Source organism: Horticoccus luteus (assembly GCF_019464535.1).
GTDB classification, from domain to species: Bacteria; Verrucomicrobiota; Verrucomicrobiia; order Opitutales; family Opitutaceae; genus Horticoccus; species Horticoccus luteus.
Map to the genome: position 1 here is coordinate 566,588 of NZ_CP080507.1, position 19,431 is coordinate 586,018.

The window sequence follows — 19,431 nt, forward strand, 5'->3', positions numbered from 1 at the left end:
GAGTAACCACCACCCCTATGGCACATATATTCCTCGCGCTCTATCTTATCGTCGTCGGTCTGTCGGTCCTCTTCGGGCTGGCGCTGCCGGCTTGGATTCACGGTTTGCTCGCGTTGATCGCGGGCATCTTGCTGCTCGCCGAACGCTTCGGCCTCGGAGTGCGGCGGAAATTGTAGAGGCGAATGGGAAAGCCGCGTGCGCCCACCGCGGAGGTGGAATGCGCAGGCGGAACGAAAGGGGAAAGCCGCGCGCGGCGCGCACGGCTCATTCTCCTACATCGCGAGGCCCGTGATCGCTTGGGCGAGATCAGCGCGCAAGTCGTCGACGTGTTCCAAGCCCACCGACAGACGGAGGAGGTTGTCCGGCGTGGGTGAGTGCGGGCCTTCGGCAAGTTTGCGGTGTTCGATGAGGCTTTCGACGCCGCCCAGGCTGGTCGCGCGCGTGATGAGTTTCACTCGCGCGGCGACGGTGGAGGCGGCGGCGAATCCGCCGTGAACTTCGAACGAGATCATCGCGCCGCCACTGGACATTTGCGCAGCATTGATTGCATGGCCGGAATGCACGGGCAGACCGGGATAATAAACGCGCGCAACGGCGGGTTCGGTGGCGAGCCAGACGGCGAGTTGGGCGGCGGTGGCGGATTGGGCGCGCACGCGGAGCGGAAGCGTCGCGAGGCTGCGGAGGAGAAGCCAGCAATCGAAGGGCGCAGGCACGCCGCCGCCGAGGCGCTGGTTTTCGCGCACGCGGGCCACGAAATCGGGCGGCGCATCGGCGGAGAAGATCACCGCTCCGCCGAGCGCGTCGCTGTGTCCGCCGATGTATTTTGTCGTGGAATGCAGAGCCACGTGCGCACCGAGCTCGAGCACGCGTTGGAGGATCGGCGTCGCCCAGGTGTTGTCGGCCACGACAAGCGCCCCCGCCGCGCGGGCCAGCCGGGCGACCGTGCGAACGTCCGTGATTTTCAGCCGCGGGTTGGACGGCGTTTCAATCCAAAGCAGGCGCGCGGCGGTGTGTTCAAGCGCGACGGCGACGGCGGCGGAGTCGGTGAAATCCACCGTGACCACGCGCAGGCCCCAACGGCCCAAGACGGTTTCGGCGAGCACGCGGGTGCCGTGGTAAATGTCATCCGGCAGCAGGACAGTGTCTCCGGGCGAAAGGGCTTGCAGCAGCGCGGCGGTCGCAGCCTGGCCGGAGGCGAACGCGAGGGCCTCGCGTCCGCCCTCGAGCGCGGCGAGCGCCTCCTCGAGGGCGTGTCGGTTGGGATTGTCGAGGCGCGTGTAGTTGAGCCCGTGGGGAAGGGAACCGTCCGCGGCGCGTTCGAAGGTGGTGGAAAGCGTGAGGTTGGGCGTGACGGCGCCAGTCGCGGGATCGATGCGGCGACCGGCGTGAACGGCGAGCGTTTCGGGGTGGAAAGAATCAGACATGGGTGAGGGGGGCAGATCGAGGCGGCTGTGAAACTCACTCGCTCGCGCCCATCGCGATGGTGAAAGGCGAGTCCATCGCAAAGCGCGGTCAGCTCGCGGCGAGGCTTTTGAATTCGGAGATGACACCTTGGAGCGAGCCTTTGGCGTCGCCGTAGAGCATGCGCGTGTTGGGCAGCAGGAAGAGTTGGTTTTCCAAACCCGAGAAGCCCGTGCCTTTGCCGCGCTTGAGGCAGATGACGGTGCGCGCTTCATACGCTTTGATGATCGGCATGCCGTAAATCGGCGATGTTTTGTCGCGCGCGGCGGCGGGGTTCACGACGTCGTTGGCGCCGATCACGATCGCAACGTCCATCGTCGGCATGAGCGGGTTGATGGCGTCCATCTCGACGAGTTGTTCGTAGGGGACGTTGGCCTCGGCGAGGAGGACGTTCATGTGACCTGGCATGCGGCCGGCGACGGGGTGGATCGCGAAACGCACTTCGGCGCCGTTTTGCTCGAGGATCTCGGCGAGTTCGCGCACGACGTGCTGCGCCTGCGAGACGGCCATGCCGTAGCCGGGAATGATGACAACCTGGCGCGCGGCTTCGAGCACGGCGAAGGTGTCTTCGGCGGAGATGGGTTTGAGTTCGCCTTCGACGGTGGCGTGTTCGCCTTCGCCGCCGGCGGATTTGGCGGGCGCGGCGCCGAAGCCGGAGAAGAGAACGTTGGTGAGCGAGCGGTTCATCGCCTTGCACATGATAGCGGTGAGGATGACGCCGCTCGTGCCAACGAGGCAGCCGGCGACGACGAGGACGTTGTTGTTGATCACGAATCCGGCGGCGCACGCGGCGAGGCCGGAGAGGCTGTTCAACATCGAAATGATCACGGGCATGTCGCCGCCGCCGATCGGCATGACGAGCGTCCAGCCGAGCACGAGCGAGAGGAGCGTGAACGCGCCGAACGTGACCAACAGGATCTGGGGATCGCCCGAAATCACGTAGACGACGCCAGCGAGGACCGTGGCGAGGAGCAGAAGGCTGTTCACGATGTGCTGGCCGCGGAAGAGAATCGGACGGCCGCTGAGCCATTCGGCGAGTTTGCAGAAGGCGTAAACGGAGCCGGTGAACGTGATGCCGCCGATGAGGATCGTGAGGTAGATCGTCGCGCTGGTGAAGATCGGACGCTCAGGAAGCACGGTGCCGCCGCGAATGCGGAAAAACTCTGCGGCGCCGACGATCAGCGACGCGAGGCCGCCGAAGCCGTTGAGCAGGGCGACCATCTCGGGCATCGAGGTCATTTTAACCCAGTACGCGCAGGCGAGGCCGATCACGGTGCCGGCCACGAGGCCGACGATGATCCAGCGGAAGTCGATGACGTGATGGTCGAGGAGGGTCGCCACGATGGCGATGAGCATGGCCACGCCGGAAATGAGATTGCCGCGGCGGGCGCTGGCCTGGCGGCCGAGCATTTTCAGGCCGAGGATGAAGAGGATCGACGCAACGATATACGCCGAGTTGATGAGGATGGCGCTGGTGGCGGCGTTCATGACGAGGCGCCTCCTTTCTTGGCGGCGGACGCGGGATCCTTTTTCTTGAACATGGAGAGCATGCGGTCGGTGACGAAGTAACCGCCGATGACGTTGATCATCGCGAGCGTGACGGCGGCCGTGCCGAGGACGGTGGTGATCCACGAGCCGTCATCCGCACCCGCCGCGATGATGGCGCCGACGATGGTGATGCCGGAGATGGCGTTGGAGCCGGACATGAGCGGCGTGTGGAGCTGTGACGGGACGCGCGCGATCAGCTCGAAGCCGAGGAAACCGGCGAGCGTGAAAATGAAGAAGAGTGTGATGATATCCATGACGGAAAAGGGGAGGTGCGAGAAGGGATCGGGTCAGTGTGTTGGAGTGGTGAGGCGATAAGCGCGGCCGAGAAATGCGCGAGCCGGCTCAGGCTTTGGCGCCGAATTGGGGATGCACGATGGCGCCGCCTTGCGTGATGAGGCAGCCCTTGAGGATTTCGTCGGCGGGATCGAGGTGCAGCGTTTTGGCTTTGTCGTCCCAGAAATGCGTGAGCCACGCGGCAAAGTTGGCGGCCAGCACTTGGGTGGCGTGATATGCAACGGTGCCTTCGAGGTTGGGATTGCCGATGATCGTGACGCCGTTCGCCGTGACGACGTCTTCGCCGGAGCGCGAACCTTCGACGTTGCCACCGCTTTCCACCGCGAGGTCGACGACGACGCTGCCGGGTTTCATGCCGTCGAGCATCGCTTGGGTGACGACGCGGGGCGCCTTGCGACCGAAAAGTTTGGCGGTGGTGATGACGATGTCGGACTGGGCGCAAATCTTGGCCATGCCGGCCTGTTGTTTCGCAATCTGCTCGGGGGTGAGCGCCTGGGCGTAGCCGCCCGCGGTCTGACCGGTTTGGCCGAGGTCGATTTTTACGAATTTCGCGCCAAGCGAGCGGACCTGTTCTTCAACGACGGGGCGCGTGTCGAAAGCGTCGATGCGCGCGCCGAGGCGCTTGGCAGTGGCGATGGCCTGGAGGCCGGCGACACCGGCACCGATTACGAAGACGCGCGCGGGCATGATGGTGCCGGCGGGCGTCATCATCATGGGGAGCGCCATTTTCAGGCGTTGCGCGGCTTCGATCACGGCGGCGTAGCCCGCGAGGCTGGCCTGAGAACTGAGCGCATCCATTTTCTGCGCGAGCGTGGTGCGCGGGATCATTTCGAGACTGACCGCGCTGATGCCGGCGGCGGCGAACGCGGCGATCAGGTCGGGCTCGTTGAACGGATCGAGAAAGCTGACGTGGAGCGCGCCACGTTTCATGCGGCGGATTTCGTCGAGCGAAGGTTTGCGCACGCGGAGCACGATATCGGCGGCGGCGAGCTCGGCGGCGTCGTTGTTCGTGAGCGTGACGCCAGCGGCAGTGTAATCGGCGTCGGGATAGTTGCTCGCGCGGCCGAGACCAGCTTGGGCGTGGAGTTCGAGCCCCAGCTTGCCAAGCGCTTGAGCGGTGGCAGGCGTAAGGGCGGCGCGGGTTTCGCGGCCGGCATTTTCGGCGGGGACGTAGCAAATCATAAGCAAAGGAGGCTGCGCCGTGGCGGCGTGCCACGAAAGTGTCGAGCGTTCCGCGGCGCGACAATGCCGAAGTCGCCGTTTCCCTGCCAAATGTGCGAGTTGGGCGCGTTCTTTATAGACCACGACGTGGCGCCGCGGGCGATTCGACGCGCGAACCTTAGTGCGGCGTGGGAAACTGCGCGCGCACAATGCGCATCGCGGCGCGGTGCAGGCCGGCCGCGCCAGCACAGGCCTTCCTTCAAATGACAAACGATGTCCGCATCGAAGAGGGAAAACATCACGCCCATGACACACGCATCCGTATCCAGGCTGCATACCGTGACGCGCTGGATCTTGCGCGCGGGCAAACGACGCAGGTGCGCCAGGGGCACTCCGTATGTTGCTTTGACGAAGATCAAATCATGCGGCTCGGGGACGAGGAGGAGATCGGTGTCGGCGTGCCGGGCGCGCAGCTTTGTCTGCTGGCAATGGCGGATTGCGGCATCGGTGGATTCCTGTGGGGAAGAGTGTGTGGGACGGCGGACGCTGCAGCTGCATCGCCGCGAGACCGCGGGAGGCGCGGCACCCGGTCGCGGTTGACTTGTCGGTGGAGGTCGAACCGTGCCACGGCAAAGCGCAGCGATAATGATCTGAGCACGACTCTCGACGGGTTGGGGGCGCGGCAAACGTTACGCTCGGTTGTGGTCCTGCAGGATCGCCCGCAGACCGATGAACCCTGCGAATTATTTTCCTCGCGTGCAGATGCGAACCTCATGCAAGCGGCCGGAAAGAAAAGGTCACGGCGTTCTCCTCCGGGTCGACGGCCGGCGTGTGGAGTCGGACGGCAGTCAGATAGAGGCTCCATCAAGCGTGAAACCGACGCGGCGGAGCACCGCGTAGTAACCAAAGAGAACTACTGTCGGGAGTTCGACCAACTGTTCGAAATTCCATAGCTCGCAGCCGATAGTATGCTCGGCCTGAGCCGCGATCTTCTCGCTGCGTCGCTCAAGATCTACCTTTCAACCCACCTTGGCAGTAAACTTGTTGTCCGGTGCCTAAAAGTGTGGACGCCCTATACGCGCGGAGGGAGAGCCAGAACCGCTAACGTTGTGCGGCTGAGCTCACGCGCGACGTTTGGCCGCGGACGTCGGAGACCTGACGAGCCTCGCCGCCGTCAGCGGGCGGTCGGCGGGGTGGGGCGGCGGTGGGCGAGGCGCTCACTGCCGGCTTCCAATTTCGCGCGCTCGGCGGCGGTCAGACTCGCCATGCCGCTCCGGGCGATCTTGTCGAGCACCGCATCGAGCTCTTCCTGTGCCGTGTCGCGTGGCGGGGGCGTGGGCGTCACCGGGCGCGGCCGGGTGGCGCGGGGGCGAAAGCGCGGCAGTTGGAGACGCCCTTGCTGGTAGCGCATGAAGCCGAAGGCGAAGGCACTCGTGGCCCACAACGACGCGAGCGCGGCAACCTGATGATTCGCGAGGAAGATGAGGGTGTAGATGCCCAAGAGAACCGCGGCGGCGACTTTCGCGGACACGTTGAAGATGAGAAGCGCGTTGGGATAGAGCGTGGCGAAGGCGACGAACACGCCGAAGGCGCCGGTCTCGCCGAAGAAAACGAGCGGCGTCAGGAGGCCGAATAGCGTGAGGACCAGCGGTGTGACGAGATAGAGGCCGGCGAAGAGCAGGAGGAAGATGTTGCGCCCGAAGAAGCGTTCCACCTCGCGGCCGAACCACACGATCATCGCCATATCGATGACGAACCACAGGCTGGGCGGGTTGTGCAGTCCGTAGGTCGCTACGCGCCAGACTTGGCCGCGCAAAACTGCGGTGCTGTTGAAATCGAGCCACGCGAGGGGAGCGGCGCGGTTGACCGCCATCATCACGGTGGTGACGAGGAGCGAGGCAACGAAGACGAGCACCACGAACACGGCGGCGTGAATGGCGCGTCCGCCCAGCCAGAGGACGGGTTGCTGTTCTTCTGATGAATAAAATTCCATGACGCGGACGCGGGGCGGATGACGGAGGCTACAATGACGAATGATGGATGCGCGAGGGCGGAGACTGCAACTGACGGACGACGAATAACGAATGCAGGGGAGCGAAGGTGCTGACAGGCGGGGAGAATATTCGTTCGGCGTGGAGCGGGGAACAGGCGAAGTGTTTTAGGGATTCGCTGCCACCTCGTGCGGTCCGGCGGGCGGGCGAAAGTCGCCAGACACAGCAACGCCCGGCGGGGAAATCCAGCCGGGCGCGCGAGGTGAGCAGAGCGGCGCGGGGCGCCAGCTGCTTAGTCCCACCAGTGTTTCTTCTTCGGAGCTGCGTCTTTCTGCGAGCCGGCCACCTGCGTCTGGGCGGCTTCGAGTTTCGCCTGGAGGTCGGCGATCTGCGCCTTGGCGTCGTCGGCTTCCTTGCGCATGGCGACGGAGGCATCCTTGGCCTTGTTCAATTCGGCTTGGAGGCGGTCGACGGTGGTCTGGGCGTCTTTGGCCTGGGCTTCAAGCGTGGCGCGCGCCTGCTCGGACTGGGCGGAGTTTTGATCCAACTGCGTTTTCAGTTCGGCGGACTGCGTTTTGAACTGCTTGAGTTGTTTTTGCGCCTCCGTGACGGCGTCGTTGGCGGCGGCGACCTGGGTCTCGAGTTTGGCGGAAGAGGATTTCGCGTCTTCGAGCTGCTTTTGGGAATCGACGGATTCCTTTTGAGCGGCGGACAACTTTTGCTGCAGGTCGGCGGCGGCGGAGCGTTGCTCCTCGAGCTGGGCCTGGGTTTGGGTGATCGACGCTTTCGCGTCCCGGGCTTGATTCCAAAAAATCACCGCGGCGATAATGGCGGCGATGGCCACGAGGCCGAGCAGGACGGATCCCACCGCAGCCCCGGTATTGGGCGCACGAAGCGCAGGGGTTTGGTTCATAGCACCTTAATGTAGCGGCAAACGGGCAAAGGTTCACTCGGGGCGAAAGTTTAAGCGGGGAAGGAGGGCGATTGCTTGCCCGGAAACAGGGGGGCGACAGTGAGGAAGGCCCATGGCGCGGTCGCTTTGCCCTCGCTTGGCGATGAGCGGCCCGCCAAGTTCGCCGTCCCAGCTTCGCGTGAATCAGGAAACCGTCACCTATCTGACGAACATCGTCATCGGCGTCATTCTCGGCGCGTTGGCGACGAATTATTGGCGCCAGCGGCGCTACGCTCCGGTGCTGACCGCGTGGGTGGTGGCGGCGTGGGTGCTGACGGCGGCGGATATTCTATTCGCCGCGCGGCAGGTGATGAGCCCGGGCGTGGGGCGGCTGCTGCCGACGTTGTGCGTGACGCTGGGGCATGCGGTGCTGTTCATCGGCGCGCAAAAAACCGCGGGGCGGACGACGGCGTGGCCGTTGCTGGCGGGAGTGATGCTGGCGCATGCGGCGGGGTTGATCGCGTTTCTCGTATCTTTCGAAGCCTCCAGCAACTTTCGCATGGCGTTTAACGGCCTGATCTGGGGCGGGCTCTCGGTGGCGTGCGGGTTGAGCTTACGGCGCAGTCCGGGCTATTTCTGGCGTCCCGCGTTCGCGCCGGCGCAGGTGTTTTTTGCGCATGCGGGTTTTCATGCGGCGCGGGTGCTGCTGGCGGTGCTGGCGGCGCATTTCGAATGGCCGCGGACGTTGCTGGTGCTGCAGGTGGCAGGTGACTTGGAAGTGAGCTTCTTCATGGTCGCGCTCTTCGTCGGTCTTTTGGTGGCGAACTTGCAAGTGCAGCATGAGGAGCTGATGCGAACCCGCGCGGAAGTGGACGCGCTGTCGGGGCTGCTGCCGATCTGCGCGTGGTGCAAAAAAATCCGCGACGACGAGGGTTACTGGCAGCAGGTGGAGAGTTATTTCGGGCGGCGCAGCGGGGTGCGTTTTACGCACGGGGTCTGCCTCGATTGCATGGGAAAAGTGGCCGACGACGTGCCCGGAAAACCGGTGGCGTAAAGCAACCTCGCACGCCGGCGGGCGCGAGCGACGTCAGCGGCTCTGCGGGCCGATCGGTCGTCGGCGGGCACGGCGTCGTGCGAGCCACCAAGCGAGCAACGACGCGGCCGCGCCGGCCACGGCCAGACTCACGAGCGGCGCAACACGAGCGTCCGTCGGGGCACCGCAGAAAGAGCGGCGTGGCCACAGGGCGCTGCCCAAGCCCGCATACGCGAGCACGCAGAGCAGGCACTTTGGCGTCAGCGCCAACAGCGCGGCGGAGAGGCTCCAGCCGCAGGCGCGGCGGAGCGTCTCACGTTGCGGACGAAGCATGTTCGTAGCGGTCGTGATAACGGATCCACGCCGAGGCGTATTCGAGGGCGTCTTCGTCGCGGCCCTTCGGCACGAGGTCGAGCAGCGCGTAGGTGCCCATGATGACTTCCACTCCGCGGCCGTAGGTCGAATAGGTGTGATAGAGCGCGCCGGCGTCGTCCCGCGCGAATACGCTGATGCCCGGTGCCTCGGAGTGCGGAAACGGGCGGCGGGTATAGTTGTAATCGACGGCGCCGGTCGCCATTTCGTCCGGCCGGAAGGAGACGTGGAAGTCGAAGTTGAAATCGGAACCGGCGGAGGACACCCAGTTGACCGGCCAGCCGAGGCGTTGCTGGAAAGGCAGGATCTCCGCCATTGGAGCGCGCGAGACGGCGGCGAACGCGACGTCGCGCGCGGCGAGGTGCGCGACGGTGGGCGCGAAGTGATCGAGCATGAACGAACAGTTCGGGCAGCCCTCCTCCCAGCCGGGACCGAACATGAAATGTTGGACAATGAGCTGCGAGCGGCCGGCGAAAAGATCGGCGAGCGAGACGCGACCGGACGGCGCGTCGAATGTATAGGATTTGGTGAGCTGCACCCAAGGAAGAGCGCGGCGGGCGCGGCTGAGATCATCCCGCGCGCGAGTGAATTCCTTTTCGCGGGCGAGCAATTCGCGGCGGGCGGCGAGCCAGTGGGCGGGCGTGGCGAGAGCAGGCGTGTGCATGGGAGGAGCGGGCTCAGACGGAGGGCGGCGGGGTGTCGGTGGCGGCGGCGAATTGCGCGTTGTAGAATTCTTTCAGGCGAAGGTGGTTGGCCCAGAACGCGGGCGGTGGAGTGCCTTCGAGCAACGCGAGCAGGAGATCGAGGTGGCTGTGCCAGCCGCTCGCGTAGCCGGGCACGGCAGGGAGGTCGACGCCGCGGCTGCGGTGCGTGAGGACGAGGAGGACGCGTTCACCCTGCGGCGTGAGTTCGAAGGTGACGTCGGAATCCTCGTCGAAGGTGTAACTCAACACGCGCGGCGGCTCCCAGCGCAGGATGGTCGCGGGCATGGTGAAGCCGGACTCGTGCACCGCTTTGTATTGCTCGGGGGGCGTTTCGCCGGGGGCGATTTTTTTATGGTGGAACGCGAGTTCCACTTTGCCGCCGACGCGCGGTTCCATCGGGCCGCCGGCGAACCAGCGGGCGCGTTTCGCGGGGTCGGTGAGAAAATCCCACACGCGCTCGAGGGGACCGGGGAGCGTGCGGACGAGGCGGACTTCGCCGGGAGCGGTGAAGCGGGCGGGTTGTTCGTTGAGGTTCATAAAGATTTCTTTTTGCGGGCTTTGGCCTCGTCGGCGCGGAGCTCGCGTTCGAGGGCATCGAGGCGGGTCGACCAGAAGGTGCGGGTTTTTTCGAGCCAGGCTTCGAGTTCGCCGAGTCCGTCGGGGTTGAGCATTTGCACGCGGGACTGGCCTTCAATGCGCGTGGTGATCAGGCCGGCGGCGCGGAGCACATTGAGGTGCTGGGAAATCGCCGGCGCACTGAGGTCGAACTCCTGCACGAGTTCGCCGGAGGTGCGTTCGCGTTGGGCGAGCAGTTCGACAATGCGCCGGCGCGTGGGATCGGCGATGGCAGCGAGGCTTTCCATGCAAGATATGATTAAGGGAGAACTTAATTAAGCAATGGAAAAATAAAGAAAGGGTGGACCGGGTCGCGGGCGGGCGTTGGCAGGCATTTCGCGCGCGGGAAACATCGACGTATTTAACGGCTGGTCCTTGGGCGCGGGACGCGTATTCACCGAGGCACGGTATGCCCACGTTCTCCCATCCTGCTCAGTCGCGCTCACGCTCTGTCCAGCCGGAGGAGGCGACGCGTTACACGGCGCGGAACGGCGCCATCGTCGGACACAACCAAGGGCGGTTCTTCAACCGGCCGCTTTACGTGGCCAATCGCGCGGCGTTTGTGCTGGCCGGCGACCGGCCGGTCGTGCGTTTCGCGGCGGACGATACGCTGCTAGGCACTTTCGCGATTGGAGTGACGCGTGGACGAACGTCGTCGTGGCTGCACACGTGGGACGATGTTACATTTGAATATCGTCCGGCGCATGCGCGCTGGATCGCGCGGGATGCGGCGTTGCCCGGGCTCACGGTCACATTGGATGTGGTCGCGCTGGAGACGGAAGTGGGCTTTGCGGCGCGCGTGGCCGTGCAAGGCGCGCGCGCCGGCGACGAGCTGGGGTGGTTTTTCGGTGGAGCGAAAACGTGGAAGGATAAACCGCTGAACTGGGACCTCGATCCGCATTTCGCGCCGCCGTTGATCGCGGCGTGGTTCGATCCGGAGCTGGCTGCGGGCAACGCCGTTCGCTCGGCGCGGGGGGGCTTTGCGGTGGCCGCCGCGAAGACGGCCGCGCACGCGGTGGCGGGGAAATGCGATGCGCCGGGTGGCGGCGGGAAACGGGATGCGATGGCGAGCGAGACGCCCGCGGCACTGGCGGCGGCGGGCGCGCGGGCGCGTGCGGTGGTTTACGGGCGGATCGATCTCACGCGGCGGGCGGAGGCGCACTGGCGTTTCGCGCGGGTGGCACGCGCGGCGGCGTTCGAAGCGAAAGGGGAAAACCTGCCAACGGAATCGCGGACAGCGGCGGTGGCGTTCGCGGATGGGTTGGCACGTGCGGTAAAACTGGCCAACGCGATCGTCGTCGATACCCCGGAGCCGCGTTTGAATGCGGCAGCGGCGACGCTCTCGGCGGCGATCGACGGGACGTGGTATCCGCCGGTTTTTCGCCACGGCGCGATGTTGTGGAACGTGCCTTACGTGGGCTGGCGCACAGCGTGCGGGAGCACGGCGATCGGCTGGCACGAGCGGGTGAAAGCGCACGCGCGTTACTATATCGATCACCAGTTGAAGGAGTCGGAGAACCGCTCGTTCGAGGCGGACGCGAAGGTGATGCTCACGATTCCGGCGCCGAACTCCCGGTTTCACGGCCGCGGACGCATCGTGCAGGACCAGGGAATCTATAACATGCAGTCGCAGTTTTTCGACCAGATGATCCACGCGTGGCGATGGACGGGCGACGAGGAACTGGCGGCATGGCTGCGGCCGGCGCTGGAGTTGCACCTGGAGTGGTTGCGCGAGTGCTTCGATCCCGACGACGACGGCCTTTATGAAAGCGTGATCAACGTGTGGCCGACGGATTCGTTTTGGTATGCGGGTGGCGGTGCGACGGAGGAAACGTCTTACGCGTATCGCGGGCACGTCGCGGCGCGCGCGCTGGCGGAGTGGGCTGGCGATGCGCCGGCGGCGAAGCGGCACGCGCGGCAGAGCGCGCGGATTCGGGCGGCGTTTCGAAAGAAACTCTGGGTCGCGGCCAAGGGCCACGCGGGACTTTATCAAGAGGCGGAAGGGCGGCGGAGGCTGCACGACGATGCGTGGCTGTATAGTATTTTTCTGCCGATCGACGCCGGGTTGACGGTCGGGCGCCAGGCGGCGGAGTCGTTGCTTTTTGCCGAGCGGGGGTTGCAAAACGATGCCATGCCGGCGGGCGGGCGGCGCGTGTGGACTTCGAATCTGGTGCCGGCGATCTGGTCGGTGCGCGAGTGCTGGCCGGGCGATAACTACCATCTGGCGCTCGCGTATTTTCAGGCGGGCATGCCGGAGGACGGCTGGGATATCTTGCGCGGAAATTTTCTGCACTCGGGATTCAACCAGCTCGTGCCGGGGGATTTTGCGGCGCCGGTGGGCGGCACCGATTTCGGCGATTGCGTGCATATGGCGGCGCGCGCGCTGGTGGAGGGGCTGTTTGGCTATGCGCCGGATCGGCCGCGCGGAATCGTGCGGATCACGCCGCAGTTTCCCACGGCGTGGGAACGCGCGAGTTTGCGCACGGCGGACGTGACGTTGCAGTGGACGCGCACGGGCGAACGCACGGCGTTGACGATCGAGCTCGCGCAAGCGGCGACGCTCGAGGTGCGCGTGCCGGTGAACGCGCAGAAAATCGTGAGCGTGACCGCGAACGGTCGGCCGGTGCGGTGGAAGGCGGAGGCGGGGCTGGGGCGCACGTTGCTCGTGGTGCGCCGGCCGGGGGTTGCGCGGCTGGAGTTGGTGGTGACGACGGCGGGCGCGCAGGCGGTTTTGCCGACGACGGAAGCGGCGGGAGTCGTGGGGCGTCGCGTGGCGTGGCGTTTGCGCGGAACGCGCGTGGAAGAGGTGGAGGATCCGCAACGCGTGCTGACCGGCGCGCGGATTCGCGTGGGCGTGATCACGGGCATCGTCATCGCGACCGCCGGGTGGCACACGCTTTTCGCACGCGTGCGAATGGGCGGGCTGCCGCAGTGGCGACGGGTGATTGTGCGGATCAGCGACGCGGCGGCGGAGCGTGCGGCGGCGAAGGCGCGGTTGGTGAAGGCCGTCGCGGGGACGACGTGGGCGCACGTCGATCTCGCGCCGGTGCTCAACGGCGATATTCGGGCGATCTACGCGCAGAAATATGTTTCGCCACGACCGGCGACGATGTCGGCGCGCATCGGGACCGATGGCTATTCGCCGTGGACGTTTCCGTATTGGGACAGTCATCCGCCGACGATCACGTTGGACAACGTGCCGTCGTTGCTGCGCAGCGGCGGGGATGGAACGGTATTGCAGACGGCGCAAGGCGTGCCGTTTGCGTGGCCGGGCGAGGCGCGAAACGTGGCGTTTACTTCGCGGTGGGACAACTGGCCGACACGGGTCGCGGTGCCGGTGGGCCGCGCGGCCGAGGCGGCGTGGTTTCTCGTGGGCGGCTCAACCAATCCGATGCAGGGGCGCATCGCGAACGGCGTGCTGCGGCTGCGCTACGCGTCGGGCGCGGAGGAGACGATCGAGCTGACGCCGCCGTTCAACTACTGGAATCTTTGCCCGATCCGGCCGAATCTGACGGGGCCGATGCAGGGGAGCCGCGTGGACTACACGTCGCCCGTCGATGCGTTTTGCGTGCCGAAGCCGTGGCCGGAAACGGTGCAGCTCGGCGAGAACTGCCGCGCGATTTTGCTCGGTCACCGGTTGCGGCGCGGCGACGAACTGGCGTCGGTCACGCTGGAGACGCTGTCGGCCGAAGTGGTGATCGGGCTGCTGGGCGTGTCGCTGATGAATCCGCGTGGGATGCGGCGGCGGCGCGGGTGAAGGAGCGGGCGGGACGGTCCGAGCCACTGAAACGCTCCCGGCGAGACGCGGAGCATGACACGCGAGCCGCGTGCGCTCCCCGGACCACGGAGCGGGACTGCGGCGCGGCCCGAAGAGGACGTTGACCTATTAGAAGCCGACTTCTTCGCGCACGAATTTCACCGCGGGACTGCCGACCGAGAGGACGCGGTCGTGATAAGCCTTCAAGTTGAACGTCGCGCCGAGCTTCTTTTCGGCGGCGGCGCGCATGTCGTCGTGCTCGATCGCGCCGACGAAATAAGTGGCGAGTTGCGTATAGGAGAGTTGGGCGCGGAGCCATTTCGCGACGGCTTCGCCTTCCTCTTGAAAGCCCTGGCGCATCATGAGGTCGAGAGCTTGCTCCTTGGTCATGCCGGCCATGTGAATCTTCTGGTCGAGGATCGCGTTGCAGATGACGCGGAGGCGCATTTTGAGCTGCTGCATCTTCGTCTCGGGGCCGCCGAAACCGGTGTCGGCCATCACGCGCTCGGTGTAAACCGCCCAGCCCTCGATGAAGGTGCCGCTTTGGAAGATGGAGCGCACGAGCGTGGGCGCTTTGAACTGGTTCGAGTGGGCGAGCTGCAGGAAATGGCCGGGCATCGCCTCGTGGACGATGAGGTCGTGCATCATGTAGTTGTTATACTCGCGGAAGAACGAATCGACCCGCGACGGCGGCCAGTCGGACGGCGTGGGCTCGATGGCGATGAAGGTGCGGCCGTTGGGTTCGAGGGCGCCGGGGGAATCGCAATACGCAATGCCGCGACCGCGTCGGAACTCGGGAGTGACGATGAGCTCGATGGGGGTGTTGGGCACGGTGACGAGCTCGTGCGCGCGCACAAAGTCAGTCGCTTCCTGCAACGTGCGGCGGCCGAAGGCGACGACGGTGGCGTTGTCGGGGTGCTGTTGCGCGAGGTGGTCGAGCACGGCTTTGATGACGTGGCGGTGGTCCTTTTCGGCGGCGGCGTCGGCGGCGGGAAAATACTGGCGGTAGAGGGGTAGGGCGGTGGCGTAGAGCGTGTCAGTGACGCTCTGCAATTCAGCTTCGGCGCGCGCGAGGATTTCCTCGGGTGTGAGGTCCGAGGCGAGCGTGTAGCGCAGCGCCTGCCGGTAGTGATCGGCGCCGAGACGGAAATCGCCGTGGGAGCGCGGGAGCAGATCCTGTTCGAGCCACGTTTTATAATCGGTGAGCGCGGCGATGGCTTTTTCCTGCGCGGGGGCGAGTTCGGCTTTCAGCGCGGGTGCTTCCGCGAGGAGAGGATCGAGGCCATCGTGCACGAGGCCGATGGCGCCGGCGATCTGCTTGATCGCGGTTTGCGTGTAGACCGCGGGTGGATTGACGAGGTTGGCTTTGGCTTGGGCGACAACGCGAGGGATGGCGGCGAGACGTTGGGCCGCGCTGTGCAGGCGGTCGGCGGCGGGCGCAAATTCACGCGCGGTCAGCAGGTAAATCGAATCGGCGAGGCTCGTGTTGTAGGAAAGAACGTCCCACGCGAAAGGCTTGAGTTCGGTGAGGTAAAAAATCTGCGCTTCGAGGTTGAGCTGGAGGATTTGGGCGTCGACGCGGTTGGGGCCGGTCAACTGCGCGGGGTCGATGTGGGCGAGGGCGGCGAGGCCGGCGCGATAGGCGGCGAGTTGGGCGTCGCGGCCGGCGGGGCTGTAGTCGGTGAGGGTGCCGTCGAATCGATGATCACCGAGTTGGGTGGAGTTCTCGGGATTGAGCCGGAGGTAGGCGTCGAGGGTGGATCGAGCAGTCGTTTCGAAGGCGGCGTCGGCGTCGGTGCGGGCCGAAGCGGTCAGCGTGAGGAGCGCACCGGCGACCGCGAGGGGCAGGTAACGGAAGGGGTTCATGGAGCGTGACCATGGCAGAATCGCGCGTCGGGACAAGGGAAGACGCGGGCGAGGCACGCACCCGGGTGGTCGCGCGGCCGAGCGCGGGCGCGGGACGATGAGACGCCCAACCTCTGCGCGGATAACAAGATGGATGTCGGGAATAAGCCCGGCCCGGCGGCGGCTTGCTTTTCGGGACGTTTCTACTTTCCTCAATGCAAGTAACCACTTGCATTCATTGAAAGCTGAACCGCCCTCTCTCTCGACCCGTCAGCGCTTGCTCGATGCCGCCGCGCGGGTGTTTGCGCGTGACGGGTTGAGTCGGGCGACGACGCGCGAAATCGCCCGCGAAGCAGGGGTGAATGAAGTGACGCTGTTCCGGCATTTCCAGACGAAGGATGGGTTGATCTCCGCCGTGGTGGGCGAAAATTTCGCGGAGAGTGGGGCGGCGCCGGTGGGAGCGCTGCCCGCGCCAACCGATGATTTGCGCGCGGATTTGGAGAACCTCGCCCGGCACTACGAAGCGTTGCTCAAAGCGAATCTGCCGCTTGTGCGCACCATGCTCGGCGAAGTGCAGCACCGGCACGGCGGACACGAGAAGCAGGTGTTCCGCGCGGTCTTTGCGCCGTTAAAGGCGGCGTTGGCGGAACGCATCCGGGCGGCGCGAGACCAGGACGAACTGCGGCCGGAATTCCGCGCCGATGTGCTGGCGGATTTATTGGGGGGAATGATTTTCACCGGCGTGCTCCGGCGTTCGTCGCCGGACATCAAACTTGAATACACCGCGACGGCCTATCGCCAGGCGGCGATCGATCTCGTGCTCAGCGGTGCGACGATGAAGCGGGAAGGCCGGCCACGGTGAGCCAGACGGGCCTCTATGGCTCCGACCGCACGCTGCTGTCGCCGATCGCGCAGCGGCTGGCGGAGCGCGATGTTTTGAAGTGGGTGATTGCGATCACGGCGGCACTCGGCGCGATCCTGGAAGTGATCGACACGAGCATCGTGAATGTCGCGATGCCTGACATTCAGGGCAATCTGGGCGCCACGCTCGCGGAGGTGGGATGGATTTCAACGGGCTATGCGTGCGCCAACGTCGTCATGATTCCGCTGACGGCGTGGCTGGGGCATCGGTTTGGTCGTCGGCAATACCTGGTTTTCTCACTCGCGGGGTTCACGGCGGCGTCGGTGTTATGCGGGCTGTCGACCTCGTTGATGATGTTGATTGTGGCGCGGGTGCTGCAGGGATTCTGCGGCGGCGGTTTGCTGGCGAAGGCGCAGTCGATCCTGTTCGAGACGTTTTCGCGCAAGGAGCAGCCGGCGGCGCAGGCGTTGTTTGGCATCGGCGTGATCGCGGGGCCGGCGTTCGGGCCACTGCTGGGCGGCTATCTGACGGATACGTTTGGGTGGCGCTCGATCTTCTTCATCAACCTGCCGATTGGCATTTTCGCGATCGCCATGACGATCGTGTTTCTGCCGCGCGATGTGGTGGGCGACTTGTTGCGGAAGAGCGTGGACTGGCTGGGCATCGGGTTGCTGGCGGTGACGCTGGGCTGCTTTCAAACGATGCTCGAAGAAGGGCAGCAGGACGACTGGTTTGCCTCGCGCTTCATCCTGACCATGGCGGCGGGCGCCATCGTGGGCCTGGTCTTTTTCGTGTGGCGGGAACTGACGACGGAATATCCGGCCGTGGATCTGCGGGTGTTGCGACACCGATCGCTGGCGGCGGGCAGCCTCTATTCGCTCGTGTTGGGGATGGGACTTTACGGCGTGATTTTTGCAGTGCCGATTTTCGTGCAAAATTACCTGCATTTCACGGCAATGCAGAGTGGGTTGCTGCTCATGCCGGGCGGTTTGGCGTCGGCGGTGATGATGGTGATCATGGGCAAGGTTTCCGGTCGCGTGGATCCGCGTGCGTTGATCGCCTGCGGGGCGTTGACGACGGTGGCGACGGCATTGCTGCTCGCGCAGATCAATCCCGATACGGGCACGAACTCGCTGTTTCTCCCGCTCGTGCTGCGCGGACTCGGCAGCGTGATGATGTTTCTGCCGCTTAGTCTCGCGACCCTCGGGTCGCTGCCGCAGCGCGATATCGCGGCGGGGTCCGGATTCTATAATCTCACTCGCCAGATGGGCAGCAGCATCGGCATCGCCCTCATCACGACGGTGCTCGCGCATCGCGAAGCGGTGCATCGCTCCGTGCTGGTGGAACACATCACGACGGCCAATCCGGCGACCGCACAACGCATGAACATGCTGGCGGGCGCGTTCGCGCAACATTCGGCCGATCCGGTGGCCACGCATCAGCAGGCGTGGAGCGCGATCGATCACTTGGTGAGCGGCCAGGCGCTCCTGCTCTCGTTTGCCGATGTCTTTCTCTACGTCGCCATCGCTTTCATCGCCACTCTGCCGCTGCTTTTCCTGCTCGGCAAAGGCGGCAACAAGGCGGCCGCGGCGGCGGCGCACTAAACCTCTTTCGAAAACTTCGAACCATCACTGTCATGAATGCTGCCACTCTTCCTCCTCCGGCGCCCCGCGCTGCGACTCCCGTGCCTTCGTCCACGCATCCGGCGCTGCATCGCCGCACCCGCCGGGTGAAGAAATATTGGAAGCCCGTGCTCGGGATCGTCGTCGGGCTCGCGATCGTCGCATGGGTGAGCCACGTGTTGATTCACGTCTATCATTACGAGAAGACCGACGATGCCTACATCACCGGGCATGTGCACCAAGTGAGCGCGCAAGTGGCCGGTCGCGTGCAGACCGTGCTGGTGGATGACAACGACGACGTGAAGGCGGGCCAGGTGCTGGCGAGGCTTGATCCGCTGGAGTTTCAGATCGGCGCGCAAAAGGCGGCCGCCGCGCTGGCGCAGGCGAAGGCGCAGCTTGACCAGGCGCACGCGGGCGTGGCGCAAGCCGTGGCGGCGGCGACCGAGGCGAAGGCGCGGGTGAGCCAGGCCACCGCGCAACAGGCGCAGACCCAGGCGCAACTCGGCCTCGCGAAGCTCACGCTGGCGCGCAACGAGCAGTTGTTCAGCAACGGCGGCGCGATCACGCAGGCGGATCTGGACAATGCGCGCAGTGGCTTCGCCGCGGCGCAGGCCGCGCAGGCCGCCAACGAGGCCAATCTCGCCGCCGCGCGCGCCGGCGTAGGCTCGGCGGCTGCCGCGCAAACGGTGGCGCAGGCGCAAGTGGAGGCGGCGCAGGCGAGCGTGGCGGCCGCCGAGGCCGCAGGGCGGGATGCGCAACGACAGCTCGACTACGCGACGGTGGTCGCGCCCGCGGCGGGACGCATCGGCAACAAGGCCGTCGAGCCGGGCAACCGCGTGCAGGCCGGCCAGACGTTGTTCAATCTCGCGCAAGCCGATGTGTGGATCGTGGCGAATTTCAAGGAAACGCAGTTGCCGTTGATGAAGCCGGGGCAGGCGGTCGACATCACGGTGGATGCGCTGCCCGACCACGATTTGCACGGGACGGTCGACAGCCTCGCACCCGCGACCGGCGCGCAATTTGCGTTGCTGCCCGCGGACAACGCCACGGGCAATTTCAACAAGGTCGTGCAGCGTGTGCCTGTGAAAATCGTGCTCGATCACGCGGCGGTGGAGCGGCTGGGCGCGCGGTTGCGACCGGGCCTCTCGGTGATCGTCGACGTGCGCGTGCGGTAAGCGCGGGCCGCAGGGCGAGGAGTGGCATGAGCGAGGCAGCGCGGGAGGCCGCGATCAATAAGTGAAGCCCGTTCGCGCTGCCAGTTGACGCCACCGCCC

Annotated in this window: 16 protein-coding genes; 6 read left to right on the plus strand and 10 right to left on the minus strand. The window is 65.5% G+C overall.

Annotation, left to right across the window (positions count from 1 at the left end; translation table 11 throughout):
• The first annotated feature begins 17 nt into the window (after positions 1-17).
• Positions 18-176, plus strand: a complete 159-nt coding sequence (locus K0B96_RS02285; RefSeq protein WP_220163370.1) for a hypothetical protein — start codon at positions 18-20, stop codon at positions 174-176.
• A gap of 96 nt (positions 177-272) precedes the next feature.
• Here K0B96_RS02285 and K0B96_RS02290 read toward each other — a convergent pair whose 3' ends face one another.
• The 6 genes from K0B96_RS02290 to K0B96_RS02315 form a co-directional block, all read right to left on the minus strand.
• Positions 273-1,424: a trans-sulfuration enzyme family protein gene (locus tag K0B96_RS02290; RefSeq protein WP_220163372.1), complete on the minus strand. Its 1,152-nt coding sequence runs from the start codon at positions 1,422-1,424 to the stop codon at positions 273-275.
• An 88-nt stretch (positions 1,425-1,512) separates the two neighbouring features.
• Positions 1,513-2,949 (minus strand): NAD(P)(+) transhydrogenase (Re/Si-specific) subunit beta, encoded by a 1,437-nt coding sequence (locus K0B96_RS02295; protein ID WP_220163374.1) that lies wholly within the window; start codon positions 2,947-2,949, stop codon positions 1,513-1,515.
• Positions 2,946-3,263 (minus strand): NAD(P) transhydrogenase subunit alpha part 2, encoded by a 318-nt coding sequence (locus tag K0B96_RS02300; protein WP_220163376.1) that lies wholly within the window; start codon positions 3,261-3,263, stop codon positions 2,946-2,948. The genes K0B96_RS02295 and K0B96_RS02300 overlap by 4 nt, the downstream gene beginning before the upstream one ends.
• A gap of 88 nt (positions 3,264-3,351) precedes the next feature.
• Positions 3,352-4,485 (minus strand): NAD(P) transhydrogenase subunit alpha, encoded by a 1,134-nt coding sequence (locus tag K0B96_RS02305; RefSeq protein ID WP_220163378.1) that lies wholly within the window; start codon positions 4,483-4,485, stop codon positions 3,352-3,354.
• Positions 4,486-5,638: 1,153 nt separating this feature from the next.
• On the minus strand, positions 5,639-6,457 hold the full coding sequence (locus K0B96_RS02310) for a DUF6576 domain-containing protein (protein ID WP_220163380.1): 819 nt from the start codon (positions 6,455-6,457) through the stop codon (positions 5,639-5,641).
• 290 nt (positions 6,458-6,747) lie between these two features.
• Positions 6,748-7,368, minus strand: a complete 621-nt coding sequence (locus tag K0B96_RS02315) for a hypothetical protein (protein WP_220163388.1) — start codon at positions 7,366-7,368, stop codon at positions 6,748-6,750.
• 178 nt (positions 7,369-7,546) lie between these two features.
• Here K0B96_RS02315 and K0B96_RS02320 point away from each other — a divergent pair, with 178 nt between their 5' ends.
• The gene (locus tag K0B96_RS02320; protein ID WP_220163389.1) at positions 7,547-8,401 is read left to right on the plus strand and encodes a hypothetical protein; all 855 of its coding nucleotides are present in this window, start codon (positions 7,547-7,549) and stop codon (positions 8,399-8,401) included.
• A 292-nt stretch (positions 8,402-8,693) separates the two neighbouring features.
• Here K0B96_RS02320 and K0B96_RS02325 read toward each other — a convergent pair whose 3' ends face one another.
• Genes K0B96_RS02325 through K0B96_RS02335 form a run of 3 tightly spaced genes read right to left on the minus strand, consistent with a single transcriptional unit; the run spans position 8,694 to position 10,319 of the window.
• Complete coding sequence (locus K0B96_RS02325; RefSeq protein WP_220163398.1) at positions 8,694-9,416, minus strand: DUF899 domain-containing protein; 723 nt, start codon at positions 9,414-9,416, stop codon at positions 8,694-8,696.
• A gap of 13 nt (positions 9,417-9,429) precedes the next feature.
• The gene (locus K0B96_RS02330; protein ID WP_220163400.1) at positions 9,430-9,993 is read right to left on the minus strand and encodes an SRPBCC family protein; all 564 of its coding nucleotides are present in this window, start codon (positions 9,991-9,993) and stop codon (positions 9,430-9,432) included.
• A complete protein-coding gene (locus K0B96_RS02335; protein WP_220163401.1) occupies positions 9,990-10,319 on the minus strand; it encodes an ArsR/SmtB family transcription factor in 330 nt (109 codons plus the stop codon). The genes K0B96_RS02330 and K0B96_RS02335 overlap by 4 nt, the downstream gene beginning before the upstream one ends.
• A 161-nt stretch (positions 10,320-10,480) precedes the next feature.
• Between K0B96_RS02335 and K0B96_RS02340 the strand changes: the two genes are divergently transcribed.
• Positions 10,481-13,828: a DUF4450 domain-containing protein gene (locus tag K0B96_RS02340; RefSeq protein ID WP_220163403.1), complete on the plus strand. Its 3,348-nt coding sequence runs from the start codon at positions 10,481-10,483 to the stop codon at positions 13,826-13,828.
• A 129-nt stretch (positions 13,829-13,957) separates the two neighbouring features.
• Here K0B96_RS02340 and K0B96_RS02345 read toward each other — a convergent pair whose 3' ends face one another.
• Positions 13,958-15,694 carry a DUF885 domain-containing protein gene (locus K0B96_RS02345; protein WP_220163405.1) on the minus strand — a complete coding sequence of 579 codons (1,737 nt, stop codon included), beginning with the start codon at positions 15,692-15,694 and terminating at the stop codon, positions 13,958-13,960.
• A gap of 217 nt (positions 15,695-15,911) precedes the next feature.
• Between K0B96_RS02345 and K0B96_RS02350 the strand changes: the two genes are divergently transcribed.
• From K0B96_RS02350 to K0B96_RS02360, 3 genes are read left to right on the plus strand one after another with little or no spacing between them, the layout of a single operon-like run.
• Positions 15,912-16,535 (plus strand): TetR/AcrR family transcriptional regulator, encoded by a 624-nt coding sequence (locus tag K0B96_RS02350; protein ID WP_255558813.1) that lies wholly within the window; start codon positions 15,912-15,914, stop codon positions 16,533-16,535.
• A gap of 32 nt (positions 16,536-16,567) precedes the next feature.
• Positions 16,568-18,139: a DHA2 family efflux MFS transporter permease subunit gene (locus tag K0B96_RS02355; protein WP_345779920.1), complete on the plus strand. Its 1,572-nt coding sequence runs from the start codon at positions 16,568-16,570 to the stop codon at positions 18,137-18,139.
• A gap of 32 nt (positions 18,140-18,171) precedes the next feature.
• Positions 18,172-19,332, plus strand: coding sequence for an HlyD family secretion protein (locus tag K0B96_RS02360; protein WP_220163408.1), 1,161 nt, complete (start codon positions 18,172-18,174; stop codon positions 19,330-19,332).
• Positions 19,333-19,431: the final 99 nt, after the last annotated feature.